Source organism: Mesorhizobium sp. WSM4836, from assembly GCF_055811815.1.
Map to the genome: position 1 here is coordinate 19,171 of NZ_JBVVQF010000002.1, position 23,822 is coordinate 42,992.

The window sequence follows — 23,822 nt, forward strand, 5'->3', positions numbered from 1 at the left end:
GCAAAAGAGGTATGGCCACATGAATTGGGTATCGATCGGCTCCCTGTCTGACATTCCGCGTCGTGGTGCGCGCTGCGTCGCCACGCCCGAAGGCAAGATCGCCGTCTTCCGCACGGCCGACGATCAAGTCTTCGCCATCGACGACCATTGCCCGCACAAGGGCGGGCCGCTCAGCCAGGGCATCGTCCATGGCACGGCGGTGACCTGTCCCTTGCACAATTGGGTGATCTCCCTGGAGACAGGCAAGGCGCTCGGCGCCGACGAGGGCGCGGTGCGCACCATTGCGGTGCGGATCGACGGCGAGCGGCTGTTCATTGCGCTGGAAGCGCTGGCCAGCCGCGCGGCGTGAACCATGCAGATTGATGAAGCGCGCGAGGTGAGGACCACCTGCCCCTATTGTGGGGTGGGTTGCGGCGTGCTGGCGAAGGTCGCCGCGGACGGTGAAATAACCGTTCGCGGCGACCCCGACCACCCGGCGAATTTCGGCCGGCTCTGCTCCAAGGGCTCGGCGCTGGCCGAGACCATCGACCTCGACGGCAGGTTGCTATACCCGGAGATCCACGGTCGCCCCGCCGATTGGGACCAAGCGCTCGACCTTGTCGCTTCGACCTTCTTGCAAACCATCGCCGAGCACGGGTCCGATTCGGTCGCCTTTTATGTTTCCGGCCAGTTGCTGACCGAGGACTACTACGTCGCCAACAAGCTGATGAAGGGCTTCATCGGCTCGGCCAATATCGACACCAATTCGCGCCTGTGCATGGCCTCGTCGGTCGCCGGCCACCGCCGCGCCTTTGGCTCGGACACGGTGCCGGGAAATTACGAGGATCTGGAACTTGCCGACCTCATCGTGCTGGTCGGCTCCAATCTCGCCTGGTGCCATCCGGTGCTCTACCAGCGCATTGCCGCCGCCCGGGAAAAGCGGCCCGAGATGAAGGTGGTGCTGATCGACCCACGCCGCACCATGACATCGGATATCGCGGACATGCATCTGGCGATCGCGGCCGATGGCGACGTCGCTTTGTTCACGGGGCTGCTCGCCTATCTCGGCCAGCATAATGCACTGGATCGCGCCTATATTACCGGGCACACGACCGGCTTCGGGCAAGCGCTCTTCGCCGCCTCGGCGCTCGATCTCGCCGGCATCGCGGCTGCCACGGGTCTCAGTGAGGACGAACTGGCCCGTTTCTACGGCCTGTTTGCCGCGACGGCGAAGACGGTCACAGTCTACAGCCAGGGCGTGAACCAGTCGTCTTCGGGCACCGACAAGGTTAATGCCATCATCAACTGCCATCTGGCCACCGGCCGTATCGGCAAGCCCGGCGCCGGGCCGTTCTCGGTGACCGGCCAGCCCAACGCCATGGGCGGCCGCGAGGTCGGCGGCATGGCCAACATGCTGGCCGCCCATATGGAGATCGAGAACCCCGAGCACCGCAACCGCGTGCAGCGCTTCTGGAATGCGCCGGTCATTGCACAAAAGCCTGGGCTCAAGGCCGTCGAGATGTTCCAAGCGGTCGCCGACGGACACATCAAGGCGCTGTGGATCATGGCAACCAACCCCGTCGATTCGATGCCGGATGCCGATGCCGTCGAAGCGGCGATCAAGGCCTGCCCGTTCGTCGTGGTCTCGGACGTGCTGGGCGAGACCGATACGGTCCGCCATGCCCATGTCCGGCTGCCGGCGGCGGCGTGGGGCGAGAAGGACGGCACCGTCAGCAATTCGGAGCGCCGTATCTCGCGCCAGCGGGCTTTTTTGGCCACGCCCGGCGAGGCAAGGCCAGATTGGTGGATCATCGCTGAAGTCGCCAAGCGGATGGGCTTTGGCGAGGCGTTTTCGCATGTGTCGCCGGCCGACATCTTCGCCGAGCACGCGGCGTTGTCGGGCTTCGATAATGACGGCTCGCGCGATTTTGATATCGGCGCGTATGGCGATATCGGTGCAGAGACCTACGAGGAGTTGGCGCCATTCCAATGGCCGGCGCCGGCCTCACCCTCCCCCTCGAGGGGAGGGTCGGCACGCGCGTTGAGCGAAGCGAAACAAGCGGGACGGGGTGGGGTCGGTGGTGAAGTCTCGACTTTTCCGGGTCGCTCCAACGAGGTGGAGCCCGGTCGTGCCGACCCCCTCTGGCCTGCCGGCCATCTCCCCCTCGAGGGGGGAGATCAGCCGCCACCAAGGCCTTCACCAATTTCAGACGTTTCAGGAGCGGGCGGGTCGCAGACGCTGCCGATCTCCCGCCTTGAGGGGGAGATGGCCGGTAGGCCAGAGGGGGTCGGTACGACGCGACGTGAGCCCGTTCGCTTCTTCGCCAACGGCAATTTCTACACGCCCGACGGCAAGGCGCGCTTCATTGCCATCCGCCCAGCCGCACAAACCGGCACCAGCGCGGACTACCCGTTGGTGCTCAACACCGGGCGCGTGCGCGACCATTGGCACACCATGACGCGGACCGGCAAGAGCCCGCGCCTGTCGCAGCACATGGCCGAACCGTTCGTCGAAATCCACCCAGCGGATGCGCAGCACTACGGTATCGGCGATGCCGACATCGTGCGCGTCTCGACTGCCCATGGCGAGGTGCTGGTCCGCGCGCTGGTGACGGTGCGCCAACGCCATGGCTCCGTATTCGTACCGATGCACTGGACGGATCAGTTCTCCGCCCGCGCGCGCATCGATGCATTGGTCGCGCCGACGACCGATGCGATTTCAGGCCAGCCGGCCTCGAAGAACGTTGCCGCCCGCGTCGAGCGGTTCGCCGCCACAGCCTTCGGCTTCGCCGTGCTCGCCGAAAAGCCCGCATCCATGGACGCCGATTACTGGAGCCTCGCCCGCTGTCTCAACGGCTGGCGCCTCGAAATCGCGCTGCAGGACAGCCGCGACTGGACCGCGTTTGCCGCCTCCCTGTTAGGCATGGAAGGGGAGACGCTCGCTTATCACGACATCGCCGGCGGGCACCATCGCTTCGCCCGTTTCGCGGGCGGTCGGCTGGTCGGTGCGCTCTATCTTGCGCCTGCCCCGGTAGCTGTGTCGCGCGGCTGGGCGGTCGAACAACTGGGTGCTGACCATGCCGATCGGCAGGCGCGGTTGGCCATTGTCGCCGGGCGACCGGGCGGCAAAAGCGTCGACCGCGGTGCCGTCGTCTGCGCCTGTTTCGGGGTCGGTGCCAACCAGATCGCGGAAGCGGTGCGCGGGGGCTGTACCAGCGTCGTGGCGATCGGCGCGGTCCTTCACGCCGGCACCAATTGCGGCTCTTGCCGCGCCGAGATCAAGACCATTATCGACGGGCGGCGTCTGCAAGCTGCGGAGTGAATGCGCCGAGGAACTCCGCCGCGCCGCTGCATGATGCTTACTAGCAATTTACAAACCATGGGCTACCAACGTTCTGACTTCGATTCGCTCGGAACGGGAACCCCATGAGCAAAGCCCTGACCTCATTCGCGCTTGCCGCCGTGCTGACGGCGTTGCTGATGGCACTCAGCCTGGCGGTGGCCAGGCATGGCTATCCCTATGGCGCGATCGGCGCCAAGCGCCTGAGCGAGGTCGCCGATGCGGCGGCGTTCATTCCGCTCGCGGCGGTCTATTTTTTCAGTGCACTGCTGATGATGGTTCTGCCGATCAGGCTCGCCGGCATCGTCCTGACACATGCCGCCGATGCGATCTTCTGGACGGTCATCGTGTTGTCTGCGGTCATCATTGGATGTCTCGCCGCCAGATTTGCTTTCGGTCAGCGCGATGTGCTCTCGGCACTGCTGAACTGGCGGTTCCTGTTTGTCGCAGCCGTCGTCGGATGTCATCTCTTCATCAACGAGCTGCGCCGCAACATCCTGTTGCGAAGCCTGTTCTTCGTCGTCTTCGCCGCAGCGACACTGGCCTGCCTGTTTTGGTCCTTCACCCTCTGAGCATGTGCGACCGTCGGCAGACGGCTTAATTCTTGTCGACCGGCTTCGAACGCATTCGCGAAACGGTCTCACGCTCGGCCCGCTTCGAACGCATCGGCGGCAGGCCGCGGTCGATCAGGTCCATGTCTTCCAGCACCATGTCGCCCATCCGCTTGAAGGCGATGTCGAGCGCGCCGGCCCTATGGGCGGAGCGCAGGAACCCCGGCAATGTGCGGACCGGGTGATCCCGCGCCAGTGGCTCCTCCGGAAAGACATCGCTGGCGGCGACGATATGGCCGCTGCGGACAGCATCCATCAGTGCCGGGAAATCGACCACGCCGGCCCGGCTGAGCAAAATGAAAGCGGCTCCCTTGCGCATCCTGGCAAACGCGTCGGCACCGAGGAAACCCTGGTTTTCGCTGGTCACCGAAGCGACGACGAAGACGAAATCGCTGTTCGACAGAACGTCGTCGAGAGGGGCCGGCTCGACGCCATTTTCGATCAGGATCGACGGCGGCAGCCACGGGTCGAAGACTTTTGTCCGCGTGCGAAAGCCCGACAGCAGCCGGTTGAGCGCGCGGCCAAGATCGCCGAAGCCGATAATGCCGACATCCGCGCCGGAAAGAAGCCGCGCCGTCCGGTTGCCGTCGCCGCCCCACAATTCCTTGCCCTGACGAAACGCGAGATCGGCGTCGACGATGCCGCGGGCGAGGTTGAGCGCCATGGCGAGGCCGAGCTCGGCGACGGGTTCGGCAAACACCAGGCCGGTGGTGACGACATGGATGCCGCGCGAAAACAGCGTCTCATAGGGCATGTTGTTTATGAGGTTGCTCTCGACATTGAAGATGCAGCGCAGCGCCTTCATTTTTTCCAGTGCCTCCGGTGCGATCGGCGGCTGGCCGACGATGTAGCGGGCCTCGGCAAGGATATCGGCCGGCAGGGCTCTGACATCTTCGGGCGACGTTTCGACGATGCGGTATTTCGATCGAAATTTCGTCAGCGCAGCCGGCGTGAAGATCAGGTCGAGCGTGCGTGGTTCGGGTGCGCTGATCACCAGCGGCAAGGCGCTGTCGGACATGATATTTTTCCTCCCGTGCGATCCGCGTCGCACCACACTAGAATCGTCTTTCCCCCACCGACACCTATCACATGCCTGTCGAGCAGGAGAAGTTTGCCTTCTTCGGCCTTGCGGTGCGGCGGTCGGTGGTCCAGATAGACGGCGATCGAAGGACGACAAGGAAGACAGCGACATGATCCCGTTTCGAAAGAACCTCATCGATGGCGAGTGGGTAGGCGATGCCGGCTCCCGCAACATCAACCCGTCCAATCTCGACGACGTAGTCGGCGAATATGCGTCGGGGGGCGCGGAGCATGTTCGGCAGGCCATCGCGGCGGCGAAAGCGGCATTTCCGGCGTGGTCCCGATCCGGCCTGCTGGCACGGCATGCGGTGCTGAGGAAGGCGTCGGACGAGATCACCGCGCGGAAAGATGAAATCGGCCGGGCGTTGGCGCGCGAGGAAGGCAAGACGCTGGTCGAAGGTATCGGCGAGACTGTGCGGGCTGCCCAGATATTCGACTTCTTCGCCGGCGAGACGCTGCGCCTGTCGGGCGAGCTGGTGCCGAGCGTGCGGCCCGGCGTCGGCGTCGAGATCACCCGCGAAGCGGTCGGCGTGGTCGGCATTATCACGCCGTGGAATTTCCCGATCGCCATCCCGGCCTGGAAAATCGCTCCGGCGCTGGCCTACGGCAACACCATCGTCTTCAAGCCGGCGGAACTCGTTCCGGAGAGCGCCTGGACAATCGTCGACATCCTGCACCGCGCCGGACTGCCCAAGGGTGTGCTCAACCTGGTGATGGGCAAAGGTTCGGTGGTCGGCCAGGCGATGCTCGACAGTCCTGACCTCAACGCCATCACCTTCACCGGCTCGGTCGGCACCGGCAAGCGCGTCGCCGCCGCTAGTGTCGAGCACATGCGCAAATTTCAGCTCGAAATGGGCGGCAAGAACCCGCTTGTCGTGCTCGACGACGCCGACTTAGCAGTCGCCGTCGATTGCGCCGTCAACGGTGCCTACTTCTCGACCGGCCAGCGCTGCACGGCGTCGTCCCGCCTGGTGGTCACGGACAGCATTCACGACCGTTTCGTCGAGGCGATGAAAGATCGCCTGGGCAAGCTGGTCATCGGCGACGCCCTCGATGCCAAGACCCAGATCGGGCCGGTGGTCGACCAGAGCCAGCTCAAACAGGACGAGGACTATATCGCCATCGGCCGTCAGGAAGGTGCCGATCTTGCTTTCGGCGGCGAGCGGCTCGATCGCGAAACCCGCGGCTTCTACTTGCAACCGGCGCTGTTCACCGAAACCACCAACGCCATGCGCATCTCGCGCGAGGAGATTTTCGGACCGGTCGCCAACGTCATCCGCGTCAAGGATTATGACGAGGCGCTTGTCGTGGCCAACGACACGCCGTTCGGGCTGACGTCCGGCATCTGCACCTCGAGCCTCAAGCACGCCACCCATTTCAAGCGCAATTCGGAAGCCGGCATGGTCATGCTCAACCTGCCGACGGCGGGCGTCGACTTCCACGTGCCTTTCGGCGGACGCAAGGGATCGAGCTATGGCCCGCGCGAGCAGGGCCGTTACGCCGCGGAGTTCTACACCACCGTGAAGACCGCCTATACCTTCGCTGGCTGATCACGGCGGCACTCATCCGGGACCAGCTGGGCAGGCGAGCAAATCGATGGCATCTGAAAATACGGACCTGACCTGGCTCAATCCGCCGCCGCACCACCAGTTCGGCGACAATACGGTGCATGTGCGGACCGGCAAGGAGACCGACTTCTGGCGCGAGACGTTCTACGGCTTCTGGCGCGACGATGGCCATTTCCTCTATCGTGAGGTCGATGGCGATTTCAGCGCCGAAGTCACGGTCAAGGGGCACTATGAGGTACTTTACGACCAAGCCGGACTTATGGTCCGGCTGAGCGAAACGCACTGGATCAAGGCCGGCATCGAATACACCGACGGGCTGATGTATTTTTCCGTCGTCGTCACCAACGATGCCTCCGACTGGTCGCTGGCCAATATTCCGGCCGATCCGGACGGCATCAGGATCCGCTTGACGCGCCATGCCGAGACGATCCGCGTCCAGTATCTGGACGCGACGGACAAGCACTGGAAACCGGTGCGGCTTGCCTATTTCCCGCCGTCGAAAACGGTCGATGTCGGCATGATGTGCTGCTCGCCGCAGCGCGAGGGATTCGAAGTGACATTCAGCGATTTTTCGATCGGCCCGCCGATCTCGCGGGAGCTTCACGACTGAGGCGCAGCGATCCGGTCGGGCTGTTTGCGTCCGGCCCGCCTCAGTAGGTCGCCCGGCCGCCGGAGACGTCGAAGACGGCAGCCGTCGTGAACGAGCATTCCTCGGATGCGATCCAGCAAATCAGCGCCGCCACCTCCTCGACCTCGCCGAACCGCGCCATCGGTATTTTGGACAGCATGAAGTCGATGTGCTGCTGGCTCATCTGCTGGAAGATCGCGGTGCGCACAGCCGCCGGCGTGACGCAGTTCACCGTCACCTTGGTCTTGGCCAGTTCCTTGCCGAGCGATTTGGTCATGCCGATCACCGCCGCCTTGGAGGTGCTGTAGGCCGAGGCATTCGGGTTACCTTCCTTGCCGGCAATCGAGGCGATGTTGACGATCCTGCCGTAAGTGCGTTCGAGCATATGCGGGACCAGCGCCTTGTTGCAGAAGAAGACGCCGTTGATGTTGATGTCGATGACCCGGCACCAATCCTCCACCGAATACCCCCAGGTCGTCATGTTCGGTCCGGTGATGGCGGCACTGGTGACAAGGACATCGACCGCGCCAAGCGCTTCGATCGTCTCTCCGGCGGCGGCTTCGACCGCTACGGGGTCGGCGACGTCGAGGGTGACGCTGTGCAGGCCTGGAACAATGGCCTTGGCCTGCTCGATCTGGGCGGCATCGCGATCCCAGACCGAAACACGCCCGCCTTCGTCAGTGATCCTTTGCGCGACGGCCAGGCCGATGCCTGAGGCGCCGCCGGTGATAACAGCAGATCGTCCGGCAAATCGTCCCGCGAAACTCATCGGCATGTAGGTTCCTCCCAATCGGCGGCGAATGTGAAGTCAACGGCGGACAAGTTCAAGCACGGACTTGCAGCCTCCGACAGCTTGTGATGGGCCAATAACGGGCAATTGGACGCCCGGTTGTCATCTGGGTGACAGGCGGCGCCGGATGCTCTATATTGCACTGCACAATGCGAGCGCCTGCAGGGGAGGCTCCCATCGATCCGATGGATCGGCCCATGAGCGGCCCATGAAATCAGCATTGAGCTGCAAGGACGGAAAACTGCTACCGAGATGAAGATTCCGAAATCTCTGTTGATCGATCCGGACAAGAACACGGTCTATGGCAGCTTTGCCGTTGCCGTCTCGATCTGGGCGTTCTCCTACTCGACCATTTTCGGCCAGGCCATGATCCTGGCCTACTATGCAGTCTGGCTGCCGCTCATCCTGGTCGACCACCGGAAGATATTAAGGCACGCTTCCAGCGCCTGGCTTCCGCTGGCCTTTGCAACCTATGTCTGCTTTTCGGTGTTCTGGTCCGCGGCTCCCAGCACCACGGCAAGGACGGCCGTCCAATACTGCTCCCATATCGCCTGCGCCTACATTGCCGCACGCACCGTCAGCGTCCGGACGTTGACCATAGGCGCCCTGATCGGGATTTTCGTCGTCCTGCTCTACTCGCTCAAGGTCGCGAGTTATTCCTACGACGTTCTCGATGGGACGTATAATTTCGTCGGCGCGTTCAGCTCCAAGAACCAGATCGGCTTTGTCGCGTCGCTTGGCATCTATTTCTGCGTTGTCTACCTCGCCTTTCTCAGGCGCGGCCGGATAAGCTTTTTGTTGATCGTGCCGGTTGTCCTTCTATCGGGCTATCTGCTGGTCGTATCGCATTCGGCCACTTCCATGGCATCGACCCCGGCGGTTCTCGCTCTGGTCGCCCTGCTTTCCATCGGCAAGCTGCTTTCGCTCCGACATCGCCGGGTGATTTTCATGATCGGTGCGGGCGGGCTGGTCGCCTGCACCGTAATTGCGCTGAATCTCGGACTGATGGACTTTGTCCTTGGCCTTTTCGGCAAGGACTCGACGCTCACCGGACGAACCTACCTCTGGCAACAGGGCTGGAATGCCGCGCAGCAATCGCCCATGCTCGGCGTCGGCTACGCGGCCTATTGGGTGCAGGGCTTCTCCGAGGCCGAGCGGCTGTGGAACGAATTCTACATCGCCGCCCGAAGCGGCTTCCACTTCCACAACACCTACATCGAGACCTTGGTGGAACTCGGCTTCGTCGGTGCGACACTGCTTTCGCTGATCATCCTGCGCACGCTCTGGGGTCACGTCTCGGCGCTGATATTCAGGACATGGCAAGCCGACTCCGTGATTCTTGCCGGCATCATGGTGCTTCTGTTCATCCGCTCCTTCGTCGAGGTCGAGACCCTCAACCCCTACATCATGGGATCATTCCTGCTGTACTACAGCTACTTCAAGCTGGTGAGGGTGCCGGCCGTCGCTACTTCCCGGTGGAGCGCCGTGAACCATCTAGAGGAACCGGACGCCGTGCGAGGCTAGAGCGAGCTGCCTTGTTTTCTGATCCATAATTTCCAAACCCAAAAACCCCGCAGACCGCTGCCTACGGGGTTGGTGCTCCGGTGGAAGGAAGCTACTGGATAGCCAGGGGCGCCGGTTTGACCTTGATCACGTCCCCCGGCAGCACCGGTGTGCCTTCATCGGCGGTGATTTCGCTGGTCTTGCCGTCGACCACCCGCACCAGGGAAAATGACAAGGCCGCTGGTTCGTTGTTGCCATAGAATTGCGGCATGGGGCTGCCCGACAAGGCTTCGGACATCAAGGCCTTTTCCATATTCAGCTTCAGCATCACCTCGTTGAGATCGGCTTCCGTCTGTTGCCGGTCGGTCGCGAGGCTGGAGTTCTGGGTGTTCTCCAGATCGATGGCGTCCTGCGTGGCCTTGCTGATCGACTGCTTGGCCGTGAGAATCGCCGTTTCGTAATCCAGGATCTGGCCTTCAAGGTCGGCGATGGTTTGCTGCGAGTTCAAAACCCGCGTGTTGACGACCAGCCCCTTTTGCGCCAGCGAGCCGATGCCGTTGAGTTGCTCCTTCGCCAGATCGACCTGCTTCTGCTGGTTGACGATCTTCTTCTGCAGCGAATCGATCTCGCTCTGCAGCAGCGCCTTCAAATCGTCGAGCGCCTGCAAGCGCAGCTTGAGTTTCTTCTGGTCGGCCGCCAGGATCGCCGTCTCATCGGCAACGATGCTGGGCAGTTTCGGATCGTCGGCCACCTCTTTCGGCACCGCGAATGTCGGCTTGTCCGCTAGTTCCGCTTCGACGCGGGCGCGCTTGACGGTCAGCCTGACCAATTGATCTTGCAGTACGTCGAAATTGCCCTTGGCATTGATCAGGTCGCGGTCGTAGCGCTGTCCACTCTCCGGGTTCCGCCGGGCTCCGCCGGCAATGCTCATCGCTTTCAGCACGGTCAACCCAGGCGCACAAGGGTACTGGCCGGGCGATTGCACCTCGCCAGAGATGTAGAATGGCCGGTACTGCGCCATTTCGACGGAAGCCTCCGGCTTGTCGGCCAGAGCGAGCTTGCGCTGTAGCGCCTCGCCGAGCGATGCCGCGATCTCCGAAGTCGTCTTGCCGGATGCGGGCATCTCGCCGACGAAGGGAACCGACAAGGTTCCAGCGGGGCCGACCGTGTATTCTCCATTGATGGCCGACCAGTCACGGAACGTGCCTTCGACGGTCTGCCATTCCGCCACGCGGATGGTCAGCTTGTCCTGTGCTCCTAGCCGATAGTCGTCGGCGAAGGCAAACTGTGGCAGGGCTAGCGACAGCGTCAGGCCGGTCGCCATCGTGAGGCAAGTCGTCAAAAGCCGTACTCGCCGCATGCGTCTGGAGAGAATGCCGGTGCAAAAGATATCGATTATATCTGCTTTCAACTGAGCGTTTCCGATCTGGTTTGCCCCGCCCGATGAGCTGCCGATGCCTGAGTCAGGGGCTCGGGCCCGAATTCTGGACAGTCGCTCCTCGATGCACGGCCAGCAAGCGGCCGTCAGTAGCAGCCTCGCGACATCCAGACCGCAGGTACGGTCTTGATGATGATGCGAATGTCTTCGAACATCGACCAGTTCTCAACATAGTGCCTGTCGAACGCGACGCGGCTGTCGTAGGAAACATCGTTGCGTCCGCTGACCTGCCAGAGCCCGGTGAGGCCGGGGCGCGATTTCAGGTAATAGACGGCCGAATTGCCATAGATCTCCAGCTCATCGCGCACCACGGGACGAGGCCCGACCAAGCTCATATCGCCCTGCAGGATGTTGATGATCTGCGGCAACTCATCGAGGCTGAGCTTCCGCAGCACCGCTCCGACGCGCGTGATCCGCGGGTCGTTCTTCAACTTGCGGGTCGCTATCCATTCGGCGTTGGCCTCCGGATTCGCGGCGAGATAGGCAGCAAGCACCCGCTCGCCGTCTGGAACCATGGTGCGGAACTTGAGGCACGGAAAAATCCGTCCTCCGCGGCCGATCCGGCTATGACCATAGAAAATCGGCCCGCCATCCGAAAACCTGACAAGCAGCGCTATCATCACAAACAGCGGGCTGAGAGCGACCAGGCCGATCAGCGAACCGGCAATATCGAAGCTGCGTTTGAGCAGGCCGCCGATCGGTGGCGGAAAATCGACGCCGGCCTGCGAAAAATCCGCATCGGCCGGCTTGGCTACGTCCCTCATGCGTAAACTCCATACGTTGAACGGATGGTTTACCGCACGATACCAAAAAAATGCTGCAGCGCAACACACAATTTCCCAGACGGTTGTAATAGTCGCGTCATGAACTGACTACATAATAAACTTGTCCTGCACAAAAATTCGCCTTTATGTCGCAAAAGAGACAGATTATGGGCAATTTTGGAAAAACTAGTCCAAATTTGGGGCTGATTTTGGGCGAATCGCTGTTTATACCCCTGCTGTGAAGCTTGTCGTCATTTTGATTTCAAAATAACGACTGATCTTACGATAGAATACTGGCCAATATCATAAATCTTACTGGAGCGAGTCGAAATCCGGCAATCAGTGGTGATGCCGACGTGTGCATTGCACCATGGCAGAGTCGATCCCGAGGATTCGTTTAAAATTATTCCGCAGCTGCCCTTGCCGCCTATTGCGCGGCTCAATAGAGTTGTAAATTGTTTCTGTCGGACTATGGACAGATGGGCTAGGCCGGAAGCAACCGGCCAGAAGCGGGCAACCTAATAAGCTCGCAGAGTTTAAGGGAGGTGCTCGGGGTGGGCTTGTCGACATTTTTTCCCGAGCCGGTTGATGGGCTATCGGGTATGTCACTGCCAAAGTTCATTATCGGAATGTGTTTTGCGCTGGCGATCGTGATCGTCTGGTCCTACTTGGGCGGAGCCTCGCTCGGTACGACGCTTTTTCGTGTCATCGGCTGCGCCATAGTCATCCAACTGGGTTATTTTCTGCTGGTCTTTGCCATGGTCGTCAGAAATGCCCCGATCCCGGCCAACAAAATTCGCGACGCTGAACGAAAGCTGAGTTCGAACGAAGCGGCCGAAGGCGAGAAATTCAGCGCCAGGAGAGGCCTTCACTGATTTCAGGCCTGGCCGGGGCCTGCGATGTCCATCTGACCTGTGGTTAAGCTCGCCGTCCTCTGACGAATTGCTCGCCTCAACAACACCGGCATTCCTGTTCTTTCAATTCCTTGACGCTGCGGGCCTCGACGCGCTCGCTCTGCGTGGCCGCCATCCGGTCGGCGAGGATCAGCAATTGGTTTCCGCCAGTCGAACGCTCTGATGCAGCGTTTAGGAACGGCTCTGCCAAGCGCATTTCTGGAGCCATCCGATCGAGGCTCGCCGCCCGCCCACCCGCGCCATGACACCAGCAAATGAAAAACTGGACTGCGCCGATGATTTTGGCGATGCTTGCTTCGCACCTGCAGCATAGGCTTTGGGCCGATGCGTTTCGGACGGGCGGTGAGGCATTGAGCGGGGAGGGCGAAGAAATCAGCAACGACTTCTGCAATCGAGAGGCATGTCCATGAGGTCATCGACATCATCCCAGGTCTGCGTGATCATCGCCGCCCGCAATGCGGCGCGGACAATCCCGGCTGCCATTGCATCGGCATTACGCGAGGCGGAGGTTGCGGAAGTTGTCGTCGTCGACGACGCGTCCACCGACGATACCGCGAAAGTCGCCCGCGCGGCCGGCGACGGCACAGGCCGCCTTTCCGTCATCCGCTTCGACGTCAATCGCGGCCCCTCCTTTGCCCGCAACGCCGCGATAGTTGGTTCCAGGTCGCCGTTCATCAGCATCCTGGATGCTGATGATTTCTTTTTCGACGGCAGGTTTCACAGACTGTTCGCCAGCACCGATTGGGATTTCGCTGCAGATAACATCATGCTTGTCAGGGATGACGCGGCAACCGACGTTTCGAAAATCGTTGCTCCACCGTTCTCGCCCGAACCGGAATTCCTCGATTTCGAGGGTTTCATCGACGCCAACATCTCCAGGCGCCGTGTGCAACGAGGGGAACTGGGCTTCCTCAAGCCAGTTATCAGCCGCGCCTTTCTTGATCGGCATGGGCTGCGCTACGACGAGAAGCTGCGCCTGGGTGAAGACTATGAACTCTATGCGCGCGCGGTTGCCCATGGCGCGCGCTTCAAGGTCATCAAATCCTGTGGCTACGGCGCGATCGTGCGCGCCGATTCGCTGAGTGGACGGCACAAGACGCAGGATCTGAAACATCTGGCCGATGCCGACCTGGCACTGCTTGCGATCGACGGTTTGCCGGAGGCATCGAAGGCTGCGCTGAGAAGGCACGAGCGGCACATTCGCGACAAATACCGGTTGCGGAAGTTTTTAGACGTGAAGGCTGAGCGCGGGCTGGCGCCGGCCGCGGCCTACGCCTTAGCCGGCTCGTCCAACCTCGCAGCCGTCGTCCGCGGCGTTGCCTCCGACAAGCTGGATGCGCTGTTTCGCCGCGCTGGCCTCGCTGCCAACCGTCAGCACGTGCCGCCGCTGCGGTTCCTCATGGCCGGAACCAGTACGGCCAGCGAAAGCTAGGCCAGTCACGTGCGATCGCGGTAGCCACGCCCTTACCCTTCTGTCGGCTCGCACCATTTCAACGAGATTCATGAGTTTACGATCTAGGTGGTTGCCTATGCGCCCAGGGAATGGCAATCTATGTTGCGGTGCAGCAATTTTGGGCGGCCAGCCGAACTGGCCCGAGACATCCCCTGTCGGAGGAGCTGGACGATGCAAGAAATGTCTTTTGAATGTGGATGGGTGCCAAGACCGGTCACCGGCTCGACGATGATGGGGCGCTGACTACATGGCCTCGATCTTTCGCTTCCGATCGAGAGATCCGGCGCGCGACACGCAGACCGACACCTCGCGCCTCGATCGCCTGGCAAAGCTGCTGGACCAGATCGCGGCCGAAGTCGAAGCGGAGAAGAGCGGACTTGAGAACCGCTACAGGACAACGGCTACCAATGCCGCCTTTCTGGTCGAGGCCATGGAGAACGGAGCTGTCTCCTCTCGCAGGTCTTCTGAAGTCGGCGAACTGACCAGGTCGATCCTGAATTGCGAGCGGCGCATCGCGGCGCTGTCGCGCCAGATGCAGATGATGAAGGATCTCCGTCATTCGCTGGATGAAATCTTCGAGGAGAAGCGGCAGAACGGTCCCGACATAACGACCGATTTTGTGAAGCCCGCCGATTCCGGCACGGGCTGAGCGAACACCCCGGGTCGGCGCAATGGTTTTAGGCACAACCGGGAGCTTTGGAGCGACAGAGGTCAAGATCAGGTTGTTTCGTCACGGTTCGAACGATCGCTTTGGGGGCGCACAGCACAAGGTGAGTTTGATATGAATGCAGATCCTAAAAGCACGTCCGCCCCGGCAACCCGCGGCACCCCGTTCACGCGCCCGATCCCAGGCAAGCTGCGGCGGCTCCGTTCAGACGGCTCGTTTCTGCTGCTCGTTCTCGTCGGCCTGGTTGCGGGCCTGGTGCCCGTGCGTGCCCAGGATCTCCCGACCGCGCCGTCCTTTGTCGATGATTTCACCAGCCTCAGTCGCGCGCGCTGGTACATTTCCGACGGCTGGACGAACGGCAAGCATCAGAACTGCACCTGGTCCAAAAGCCTGATCGGGCTTTCCGACGGCATGCTGACGCTCGGTTTCGAGAAGCGCAAGCTGAAGGATCGCGAATTCGCCTGCGCCGAGATCCAGACCAAGCAGCGCTTCGGCTACGGCACCTACGAGGCGCGGATGAAGACCGACACGGGCTCCGGCGTCAACGCGGCATTCTTCAGCTTCGTCGGCGATGCCGACAAGCAGCCGCATGATGAGATCGATTTCGAGGTGCTGACCAAGGACACATCCAAGGTTCAGGTCAACGCCTACATAGCCGGCAAAGGCAAGAACGAGAAACTGGTCGACGTCGCCGGCGGCACCGACAAGGCCTTCAACGACTACGCGTTCGTCTGGGAAAAGGACCGGCTACGCTGGTACGTCAATGGCAAGCTTGTCCACGAGATCACCGATCCGGCGAAGCTGCCCACCCATTCGCAAAGGATCTATTTCAGCCTGTGGGGCAGCGATACGATGAAGGGCTGGATGGGGCCGTTCTCCGATCCGGGCCGCAAGCTCACCATGCAGGTAGATCGCGTTGCATTCACCGCACTCGGCCAGCCCTGCCAATTCCCGGAATCGTTGGCATGCAACACAAACTAGAAGCGCATCCGAACCGGCTGGGCGGAAGTTGGTCGGAAAACCGAAGCTTGAACAGGCCCGAAGCCTTGAACAGGAATGAAACCGAATGAATTTGACTGTCTTTGGAATCGGCTATGTCGGTCTTGTACAGGCGGCGGTGCTTGCCGAAGTCGGCCATCAGGTGGTCTGCGTCGACATCGATGCAAAAAAGGTCGAGCGGCTCAACCAGGGTCATGTCCCGATCTTCGAGCCCGGGCTCGAAAACATGGTCAAGGAGAACCATGCCGCCGGCCGCATCAAGTTCACCACCGACGCCGCCGCGGCGATCAAGCATGGCCAGATTCAGATGATCGCCGTCGGCACGCCTCCGGGCGAGGATGGTTCGGCCGACCTCAAATATGTGCTGGCCGTCGCCGAGGCCATCGGTCGTGAGATGGCCGCGCCCAAGATCGTCGTCGGCAAGTCGACCGTGCCGGTCGGCACCTGCGAAAGGATAAAGGCAAGGATCGCCGAGACGCTGAAGGCGCGCGGGCGCGAGGATCTGGCTTTCGACGTCGCCTCCAATCCGGAATTCCTCAAGGAAGGGTCCGCCGTGAGCGACTGCATGAAGCCCGACCGCATCATCGTCGGCACCAGCAACGAGGACACCGAGGCGGTGATGCGCGAGCTCTATGCGCCGTTCAACCGCAACCACGAAAAGATGATCGTGATGGACGTGCGCAGTGCCGAGTTCACCAAATACGCGGCCAATTGCATGTTGGCGACCAAGATCAGCTTCATGAATGAAATGGCCAATTTGGCCGAGCAACTGGGCGCCGACATCGAGGAGGTCCGCAAGGGCATCGGCAGCGACCCGCGGATCGGCTACCACTTCATCTATCCGGGCCTCGGCTATGGCGGCTCGTGCTTCCCGAAGGATGTGCGCGCCCTGATCAAGACCGCCGAAGCCGTCAAGTTCGACGCCAGGCTGCTGCGCGCCGTCGAGGAGCGCAACAACCTGCAGAAGTCGGTCCTGTTCGAGAAGGTGGACCGCTATTTCAAGGGCAATCTCAAGGGCAAGACCTTTGCGCTGTGGGGCCTGGCCTTCAAACCCAATACCGACGACATGCGCGAGGCCCCGGCTCGCACGCTGATGGAGGCGCTCTGGGCCGCCGGTGCCAATGTGCAGGCCTACGATCCCGAGGCGATGCAGGAATGCCAGGCGATCTACGGGCTGCGCGACGACCTGCAACTGTGCGGCACCAAGGAGGCCGCCCTGCGAGGCGCCGACGCCCTCTTGATCGTGACCGAGTGGAAAAGCTTCAGCGCGCCGTCCTTCGATGCGCTGAAGAACGCGCTGACCACGCCCGTCATCTTCGACGGACGCAATCTCTACGACCCCAAGGTCATCGCCCGCCACGGCATCGAATACCACAGCATCGGCAGAATGGCGGCGTGACGATAGGGCGGTCCAGCAAGGAGCCAGGTCCATGAAAGTTCTGTTTGCGGGCGGCAACGGCTACACGCCGCAGTTCAGCGGTGGCGTTCAGTCGAGCACGCATCATCTGGTCGAGCAGCTGCGCGAGCACGGTCATGACGCCTCGGTTCTGGCGGCGCTGTTCGGTGACGGCATGTTCGGCTTCAAGGCGCGCGCCAAGATGAAGCTGCTTCGCCAGCGTGCGGTCGTCGACAGCTATCCCGGCTATCCGGTCGTGCGGGCATGGTTTCCCTGGGAGGCGGCGCGCTTCGCGGTCGAACGGCTCGATCCCGATGTCGCCGTCGTGCAGTGCCACAAATCGGTGCCGATCGGAAAGGCGCTGCAGGCGCTCGGCGTGCCGCTGGTGGTCTATCTGCGGAACGTCGAATTCCACGAACTGGCCGGCGACCTGCGCGAATTGCATTCGGCACTTTATATCGCCAACTCCGAATTCACTGCGCGCACCTACAAGGAAAAGTTCGGCATCGACTCGACGGTGATCCCGCCGACCATCAATCCCGGGCTCTACAGCACGCCGACCACCGGTGAATTCGTCACGCTGATCAATCCTTACAATGAAAAAGGGTTCGAACTCGCCGTGCGCATCGCCGGCCAATGCCCCGAAATTCCGTTCCTGTTGGTAGAAAGCTGGAAGCTCGACGACGGCCATCGGGCGCAAATCGAACAGATCATCGCGCCATTGCGCAACGTCAGGCTGGAAAGCCGCACCAGCGACATGAAGACCGTCTATGGCCGCACCAAGATCCTGCTGGCGCCCAGCAAATGGGAAGAAGCCTGGGGGCGGGTGGCATCCGAGGCCCATTGCAGCGGTATTCCGGTCGTCGGGTCCCGCCGCGGCGGCCTGCCGGAAGCGATTGGCGCCGGCGGCGTGGTGCTCGACTACGACGCACCGCTCGACGACTGGGTCGCCGCGGTCAGGCGGCTATGGAGCGACAAGGCCGAGTACGACCGGCTGTCGGCGGCGGCGCAGCTGTTTTCGGAGCGGCCGCAGATGAATCCCGACATTCAGTTCGCGACCTTCCTCGGCGTTCTCGACCGCGCCAGGCAAGGCGCGCTGGAGCGTGCCGCCTGATGCATGTCGTCCAAAACCATCCACGTTGCCCAAAAGCCGGCTCTCGCGCCTGACCGAGGTGGGAGCTGCTTTGGGACAACGACACGCACAACACCAGACACTTGAAGCGCCTCGCACGGCCGCGACAGGCGTCAGCCCTCATCCGCGCGAGCAGATCGCCGACCGGCCCCGAAAGATCGTCCATTCGATGAAGATTTGCTTCGTAGTTGATAAATTCCCCTCTTTATCGGAGACATTCGTCCTCGACCAGATAGAGGGGTGCCTTGAGCGCGGCATGCAAGTCGGCGTCGTCTGCAATGAGATGTCCTTCGGCAAGGACAGCAACATCGACGATCGCCGCTGGCAGGCGCTGCCTGGCAAGGTCGTCTGCTGGTGGGGCGGACTGGGGCGCTTCCGCCCGACGCTCAGGAAATGGTCGGGCAAGTTCTGGGATAAACTCTCGACCGCAATCGACATCGCCTTTGCGCGCAAATTACAGAACGCCGACGTGATCGTCGCGCATTTCGGCAACAACGGCATGCGCGTCGCCCGGGCCATGAAACGAGGCCGGATTTCCGCTCCGCTGGTGACCATATTCCATGGCCGCGATGTCGGCGAACCGCTGCACGACAAAACGCTCACGCGCTACAAGGTCGTCTTCGAAAAGGGCGTTCTCCAGCTGCCGGTGAACGCGTTTTTCCGCGACGCCCTGATCGGCGTCGGCGCACCCCCCGCGCAGGTCATGGTTCACCATATGGGCGTGCGGCCCGGTGAGATCGGCTACCATTGGCGTTCCTGGGACCGGGATACACTGTCCTTCATCTCGGTCTGCCGGCTGACCGAAAAAAAGGGCATCGAATTCGCCCTTCGGGCGCTCGCCAGCCTGCCGCGGCGCGACTGGGTCTATTCGGTGATTGGCGGCGGCGAATTGCTGGAAGAGTTGAAGATGCTCGCTGCAAATCTCGGCATTGCCGACCGGGTGACTTTCCTCGGGCCGCGTCCGCACGCCGAGGTCAAGCAGCGCCTGCGCGATGCCCACGTATTCCTGCTGCCAAGCGTTGCCGCGCGAGACGGCGATCTCGAGGGTATTCCGGTCGCGCTAATGGAGGCTATGGCCGCCGGGCTGATCGTTGTCAGCACGTATCACTCGGGCATCCCCGAACTGGTCGAGGATCAGGAGACAGGCTTCCTCGCACCGGAGCGAGACGTTGCGACGTTTGCCCGCAAGCTTGTCTGGGTGGCCGAGAACCCGGACAAATGCGAACGCATCGCAAGTGCGGCGCGCCGCAAGATCGAGCAGGATTTCAACGCGGACGTGCTCAACGAACGTTTTGCGCAGATCGTGATGCAGCTGGCCGAAGCCAGGCGCCCCGCATGAACGCCAACCCGCCCCCCCAGTTCGGTCGCGTCGCCCTGCGCGGCGGCGTGGTGACGATCGGCGCGCAAGGCTTCAAGATGGCGATTCAGTTTCTCTCGGTCATCGTCCTCGCTCGTCTGCTCGTCCCCGAGGATTTTGGCCTGGTGGCTTCCGTTGGGCCGATCGTGGCCTTTGTCGGGCTGCTGCAGAACCTTGGCCTGCAGCAAGCAGTGGTCCAGCGCAAGGATGTTAGCGCTGAGCAGCTCAACCAGGTATTCTGGATCAGTGCGCTGGTCGGGCTGGGCAGCGCCGTGGTTGTGACATGCCTGGCGCCCGCCATCGCCGCGTTCTACGGCGATCAACGCATGGTCGGGATCACCATCGGCTCCGCCCTGCCGCTGCTGCTAGGCAGTCTCGCCGCGGTGCCGCTGGCGCTGATGAACCGCCATTTGCGCTTCGGCCAGCTCGCGCTGAACGACATGATAACCGCCGCTGCCGGACTTGCGACTACAGCAGTCGCCGCCTATGTGGGGCTGGGCTATTGGTCGCTGGTCATCGGCCCGGCTGTTTCGGCTGTTGTCGCGCTGGCCGCTGCATGGCAGGTGGCGCGCTGGACGCCGTCGCGGCCGGACCTGAAGGTCGATACGGACATATTGTCCTTTGGCGCCAATCTGACCGGCTTCAATCTGGCCAACTTCTTCTCGCGCAATCTCGACAACATCCTGATCGGAAAATACTCGGGCGCGATCGAGCTCGGCTATTATGACCGCGCCTACAAGCTCCTGCTGTTCCCGCTGCAGAATATCAACCAGCCGCTGACACGCGTGATGGTGCCGCTGCTGAGCCGCATCCATGAGGACAAGGCGCGGTTTCGCGACATCTATGTGCGAACCAATTGGATGCTGGCGGCCATCACCATGCCTGGCATCGCCGCGCTGACGCTGACGTCGGACCAGGTCGTCGGGCTTCTCTTCGGCGAGCGCTGGACGGCGGTGGCACCGATCTTCGCCTGGCTGGGCATCGCCAGCCTGATCCAGTCCGTCTCGAGCACCACGGGCTGGATCTTCATCTGCCAGGGCAAGACCAAGACCATGTTCCACTGGGGCATCTACTCGTCGCTGACGACGGTCGCCGCCTTCATCATCGGCTTGCACTGGGGCGCCGTCGGTGTCGCGGCGGCCTACGCGATCAGCGGCTATGTGCTGCGCGTCCCGGTGCTTGCTGTTCTTGTCCACCGGGTCGGCCCGGTGACCGCAGCCGACTTCCTGATCATGCAGGGGCTTTTCATCGCGTCTTCGCTGCTTGCCTGGTCCGTATACCGGGAATTGCCGGCATCGCTGACCGGCCAGTCAGGCCTGCTCGCGGTGGCCCTGGCGGTTGCCCTCAATTATTCGATCGGCCTGATCCTCATGCTTGCCCTTCGCCAGTCGCGCAGCGCCCTGTTCACCACGCTTTCCAGCGCCTTGCGCAACGCCCGCTAGGCCGGCAATCACCGGCCTCAAAAGCTCACCTGCCGACATCGCCGACGCATGCTCCTCAAGCACTGCCTGAAGACTCGTCCTGCGATAGAGGTCGAGATTGGCGGTAAGTCTGCCGAGCTTCTCGCTCGCTTCCTCGGGCGTTACCGTGTCGATGTCGAGCAGCAGGTCGGCGACGCCGATCCGCTTGGCAAGTTCCTTGGTCTTGAATTCATAGGCGATCGGCAGCACCGGCGTGCCGACGCAGAGCGACATGATCATCATGTGCATGCGCGTTGCGACGACGAAGTCGAAGCCTTTCACCAGTGCCATCAGTTGCTCCGGCGTGTGGAACGAAGCGTCCACGCTGACATGCTTGGCGATCTCCGGATCGAGTTCGGCAACGACCGTCCGCGCCGTCTTGGAATCATCATGCGCGTATTCCGGCACGCCCTGGCAGGTGGAGACGAAGGTGACCTCCTTGGCATGATCCCTGACCAGGATGGTCGCGATCTCGCGGATTGAGTCGATGTAGCGGCGCATGCCACCCTCGCCGTCGCTGACATAGTTCCAGTGGCGAACGGAAATGGCGACCCGGCCGGTGACGGTCGCCGGCTGGCCGGAGGCCAAAAATTTCCCGATCCTGTCGGTATCGGCGAGGGCAAAGACGGCGTCGGCAACGACGTGGCATTTGCCGGGGTCTTTCACCATGTCCACAATGTGGCCTCGCGAACGTTCGTCGCGCAGCAGGATAAGAGGGCTCCGATCGAATATCGGGCTCAACTCCTGGCGATTGTAACTTTTGTGGAACGGGCCGAGCGATTGCGTGAAGAAGACCGGGTTCTTGCCCAGAATCGCGTCGATCCGGAATTGATTGAGGCGCCGTTCCAGATTGTAGGTCTCGACGAGATAGGTTCCGCCTGTCGTGACCACGAGGTCGGCGTCTTTGTAGATGTCGAGACCACGGCGATTGCTTGAGTTGAACAAACGCCCGAGAATACCGCGGATGCCAAACCGCCGAAGGGCCTTGAGGAGGAGCCGATTGTAGATGGGCTTGAACAGGTTCTTCAGCCCGCTGTCGTATTTGTAGCGGAACAGCGATTCCGACAGCAGCTTGTGGAATTCGAGATCAGGATACTCCTTCTTCGTATAGAGCCTTGCCGCCACCTCCGGCTGACTGTCGAAGACGTAGAACTGGATGTCCTCCTGCACGATCGTCTTGAAAACATGGCGAATCGCCAGGAGAATCGCTGCATCGCCGGTATTCAGGCAGACGGTGTTTTCAACCGCGATCTTCATGGAATGACCTCATTTCGTGAGTAGTCCCGTGGTTCCGTCGACGGGTGCCAAAGGAGGTGGATTGCGGGCGAGCTGGCCGAAAATGCTGCACGCCAAGGATGGTCCTCGCGTCGTGATTATTGGCGCGCAGCCCGATGGCAGGCCAACGCGCGGTTCATGCGGCCCAAGCAGAGCGAGATTAACCCATCGATTTTGCAGTGCAACAAAAAAAGGTGGATCTTTGCTACGCTGCAACCAAAAATGTTGCGATGCAGCAAGAGCTGTACTACCATCGTCGCGGGCGGGCCAACAGCGGTCGAGTTTTCATGCTGCATGTCTTGTACTTGGTACACGACGTCTCCGACCCGGCAGTGCGCCGGCGGATCATAATGCTCAAGGCGGGCGGCGCCCAGGTTACGCTGGCGGGCTTTCGTCGTACGACAAGCGCGGTTGCCGATGTCGAGGGCTTGCAGCCGATCGATCTTGGCCCGACTCGTGATGGCCGATTCGCCCAACGTCTGGCAGCGATCATGAAGGCGGTGGTCTCGACCGGTTCGAAGCTGGGCCCAATGCCAAGGCCCGACCTTATTATCGCGCGCAATCTGGAAATGCTGGCGCTTGCCCGTCGGGCCAGATCGGCCTTCCAGGCAACAGTGCCGATCGTCTACGAGTGCCTGGACATCCATCGCCTGCTGCTGCGCGACGATCCGCTGGGCTGGGCGATGCGCGGAGCGGAACGCTTCCTGGCCAGGGATGTGAAGCTTCTAGTGACCAGCTCTCCGGCCTTCATCGCCAACTATTTCAAGCCGTTCGGACAGATTGCCGCGCCGGTCGAGCTGCTCGAAAACAAGTATTTCGAGCTGGCCGCGGCTTCGCTGGATGACCGCATTACGGCGGAGAATCCCGCTGCGCCGCCGTGGCGGATCGGCTGGTTCGGTGCGCTCCGCTGCCGTCGGTCCCTGGAGCTTCTTGCGAAATTTTCGCGCCGCCTCGACGGCCGCTTTGAAATCGTCCTCAGGGGCCGCCCGGCGCTGTCCGAATTTCCCGATTTCCACGGTTTTGTTGAATCGGAACCCTGGCTCTCGTTTGGCGGGCCCTACCGCAATCCCGAGGATATGGCGGCGATTTACCGCGAGGTTCACTTTTCCTGGGCCATCGACTTTTTTGAGCAGGGCCTGAACTCCGAATGGCTGCTGCCCAACCGGCTATATGAGGGCTGCCGCTTCGGAGCCGTGCCGATTTCGATGGGAAACACCGAAACCGGCCGGTTCCTCGACAGCCAAGGCATCGGCGTTCTTTTGCAAAAAGCCACGCCCGAGGCGCTTGAAGCCGCCGTCGGCACGATGGAGCAGAATCGGTTCGAGACATTGAGGGCGCGTGTTCTCGCCCGCAATCCGCGCACCTGGAGCTACGACCGCGCCGACTGCCGGGCGCTCGTCGAGAAACTCCGCGGCCTGACTGCGGCTCCCGGTCCATATGCTGCCGAAGCATTGGCATAGAGGACTGC

Annotated in this window: 19 protein-coding genes and 1 pseudogene; 15 read left to right on the top strand and 5 right to left on the bottom strand. The window is 61.8% G+C overall.

All coding sequences use genetic code 11. The features are described 5' to 3' along the window. Positions 1–19 precede the first annotated feature (19 nt). The 3 genes from nirD (at position 20) to AC0L2P_RS02380 (ending at position 3,891) form a co-directional block, all read left to right on the top strand. The gene (nirD, locus tag AC0L2P_RS02370) at positions 20–349 is read left to right on the top strand and encodes a nitrite reductase small subunit NirD (RefSeq protein WP_254816082.1); all 330 of its coding nucleotides are present in this window, start codon (positions 20–22) and stop codon (positions 347–349) included. A 3-nt stretch (positions 350–352) separates the two neighbouring features. Then, entirely contained in the window at positions 353–3,301 is a 2,949-nt protein-coding gene (locus AC0L2P_RS02375; RefSeq protein WP_473499667.1) for a nitrate reductase, read from the top strand. Positions 3,302–3,405: 104 nt separating this feature from the next. Continuing rightward, complete coding sequence (locus AC0L2P_RS02380; RefSeq protein WP_473499668.1) at positions 3,406–3,891, top strand: hypothetical protein; 486 nt, start codon at positions 3,406–3,408, stop codon at positions 3,889–3,891. Between the two features lie 25 nt (positions 3,892–3,916). On the opposite strand, the gene AC0L2P_RS02385 is transcribed toward AC0L2P_RS02380, so the two are convergent. Continuing rightward, a complete protein-coding gene (locus AC0L2P_RS02385) occupies positions 3,917–4,948 on the bottom strand; it encodes a hydroxyacid dehydrogenase (protein WP_473499669.1) in 1,032 nt (343 codons plus the stop codon). Between the two features lie 175 nt (positions 4,949–5,123). Between AC0L2P_RS02385 and AC0L2P_RS02390 the strand changes: the two genes are divergently transcribed. Together AC0L2P_RS02390 and AC0L2P_RS02395 are read left to right on the top strand one after the other, a co-directional pair. Continuing rightward, positions 5,124–6,560, top strand: a complete 1,437-nt coding sequence (locus AC0L2P_RS02390; RefSeq protein WP_473499963.1) for an aldehyde dehydrogenase family protein — start codon at positions 5,124–5,126, stop codon at positions 6,558–6,560. Positions 6,561–6,606: 46 nt separating this feature from the next. Next, positions 6,607–7,188, top strand: a complete 582-nt coding sequence (locus AC0L2P_RS02395) for a DUF1349 domain-containing protein (protein ID WP_473499670.1) — start codon at positions 6,607–6,609, stop codon at positions 7,186–7,188. Positions 7,189–7,228: 40 nt separating this feature from the next. On the opposite strand, the gene AC0L2P_RS02400 is transcribed toward AC0L2P_RS02395, so the two are convergent. Beyond that, positions 7,229–7,981, bottom strand: a complete 753-nt coding sequence (locus AC0L2P_RS02400) for an SDR family NAD(P)-dependent oxidoreductase (RefSeq protein WP_473499671.1) — start codon at positions 7,979–7,981, stop codon at positions 7,229–7,231. A 267-nt stretch (positions 7,982–8,248) separates the two neighbouring features. Here AC0L2P_RS02400 and AC0L2P_RS02405 point away from each other — a divergent pair, with 267 nt between their 5' ends. Next, positions 8,249–9,520, top strand: coding sequence for an O-antigen ligase family protein (locus AC0L2P_RS02405; RefSeq protein WP_473499672.1), 1,272 nt, complete (start codon positions 8,249–8,251; stop codon positions 9,518–9,520). 91 nt (positions 9,521–9,611) lie between these two features. Here AC0L2P_RS02405 and AC0L2P_RS02410 read toward each other — a convergent pair whose 3' ends face one another. Beyond that, positions 9,612–10,823, bottom strand: a complete 1,212-nt coding sequence (locus AC0L2P_RS02410) for a polysaccharide biosynthesis/export family protein (RefSeq protein WP_473499964.1) — start codon at positions 10,821–10,823, stop codon at positions 9,612–9,614. Positions 10,824–11,023: 200 nt separating this feature from the next. Then, positions 11,024–11,701 carry a sugar transferase gene (locus AC0L2P_RS02415; RefSeq protein WP_023717993.1) on the bottom strand — a complete coding sequence of 226 codons (678 nt, stop codon included), beginning with the start codon at positions 11,699–11,701 and terminating at the stop codon, positions 11,024–11,026. Positions 11,702–12,255: 554 nt separating this feature from the next. On the opposite strand from AC0L2P_RS02415, the gene AC0L2P_RS02420 reads away from it, so the two are divergent. The 8 genes from AC0L2P_RS02420 (at position 12,256) to AC0L2P_RS02455 (ending at position 21,061) form a co-directional block, all read left to right on the top strand. Then, positions 12,256–12,576: an exopolysaccharide production repressor exox gene (locus AC0L2P_RS02420; RefSeq protein WP_473499673.1), complete on the top strand. Its 321-nt coding sequence runs from the start codon at positions 12,256–12,258 to the stop codon at positions 12,574–12,576. A 445-nt stretch (positions 12,577–13,021) separates the two neighbouring features. Continuing rightward, complete coding sequence (locus AC0L2P_RS02425; protein ID WP_473499674.1) at positions 13,022–14,047, top strand: glycosyltransferase family 2 protein; 1,026 nt, start codon at positions 13,022–13,024, stop codon at positions 14,045–14,047. A gap of 268 nt (positions 14,048–14,315) precedes the next feature. Then, complete coding sequence (locus AC0L2P_RS02430; RefSeq protein ID WP_473499675.1) at positions 14,316–14,717, top strand: single stranded DNA-binding domain-containing protein; 402 nt, start codon at positions 14,316–14,318, stop codon at positions 14,715–14,717. A gap of 132 nt (positions 14,718–14,849) precedes the next feature. Beyond that, positions 14,850–15,716: an endo-1,3-1,4-beta-glycanase ExoK gene (gene exoK / locus AC0L2P_RS02435; RefSeq protein WP_473499676.1), complete on the top strand. Its 867-nt coding sequence runs from the start codon at positions 14,850–14,852 to the stop codon at positions 15,714–15,716. Between the two features lie 85 nt (positions 15,717–15,801). Further along, the gene (locus AC0L2P_RS02440; protein ID WP_473499677.1) at positions 15,802–17,133 is read left to right on the top strand and encodes a UDP-glucose dehydrogenase family protein; all 1,332 of its coding nucleotides are present in this window, start codon (positions 15,802–15,804) and stop codon (positions 17,131–17,133) included. A gap of 31 nt (positions 17,134–17,164) precedes the next feature. Further along, positions 17,165–18,244 (top strand): glycosyltransferase, encoded by a 1,080-nt coding sequence (locus tag AC0L2P_RS02445; RefSeq protein WP_473499678.1) that lies wholly within the window; start codon positions 17,165–17,167, stop codon positions 18,242–18,244. 187 nt (positions 18,245–18,431) lie between these two features. Further along, on the top strand, positions 18,432–19,601 hold the full coding sequence (locus AC0L2P_RS02450; protein ID WP_473499965.1) for a glycosyltransferase: 1,170 nt from the start codon (positions 18,432–18,434) through the stop codon (positions 19,599–19,601). Then, positions 19,598–21,061, top strand: a complete 1,464-nt coding sequence (locus AC0L2P_RS02455) for a lipopolysaccharide biosynthesis protein (protein ID WP_473499679.1) — start codon at positions 19,598–19,600, stop codon at positions 21,059–21,061. Before AC0L2P_RS02450 ends, AC0L2P_RS02455 begins: the two co-directional genes overlap by 4 nt. A 222-nt stretch (positions 21,062–21,283) precedes the next feature. Here the strand turns inward: AC0L2P_RS02455 and AC0L2P_RS02460 are convergent. After that, positions 21,284–22,336, bottom strand: a pseudogene (locus AC0L2P_RS02460) (polysaccharide pyruvyl transferase family protein); the annotation flags it as partial. Positions 22,337–22,641: 305 nt separating this feature from the next. Between AC0L2P_RS02460 and AC0L2P_RS02465 the strand changes: the two are divergent. Further along, the gene (locus AC0L2P_RS02465) at positions 22,642–23,814 is read left to right on the top strand and encodes a glycosyltransferase family protein (RefSeq protein WP_473499680.1); all 1,173 of its coding nucleotides are present in this window, start codon (positions 22,642–22,644) and stop codon (positions 23,812–23,814) included. Positions 23,815–23,822: the final 8 nt, after the last annotated feature.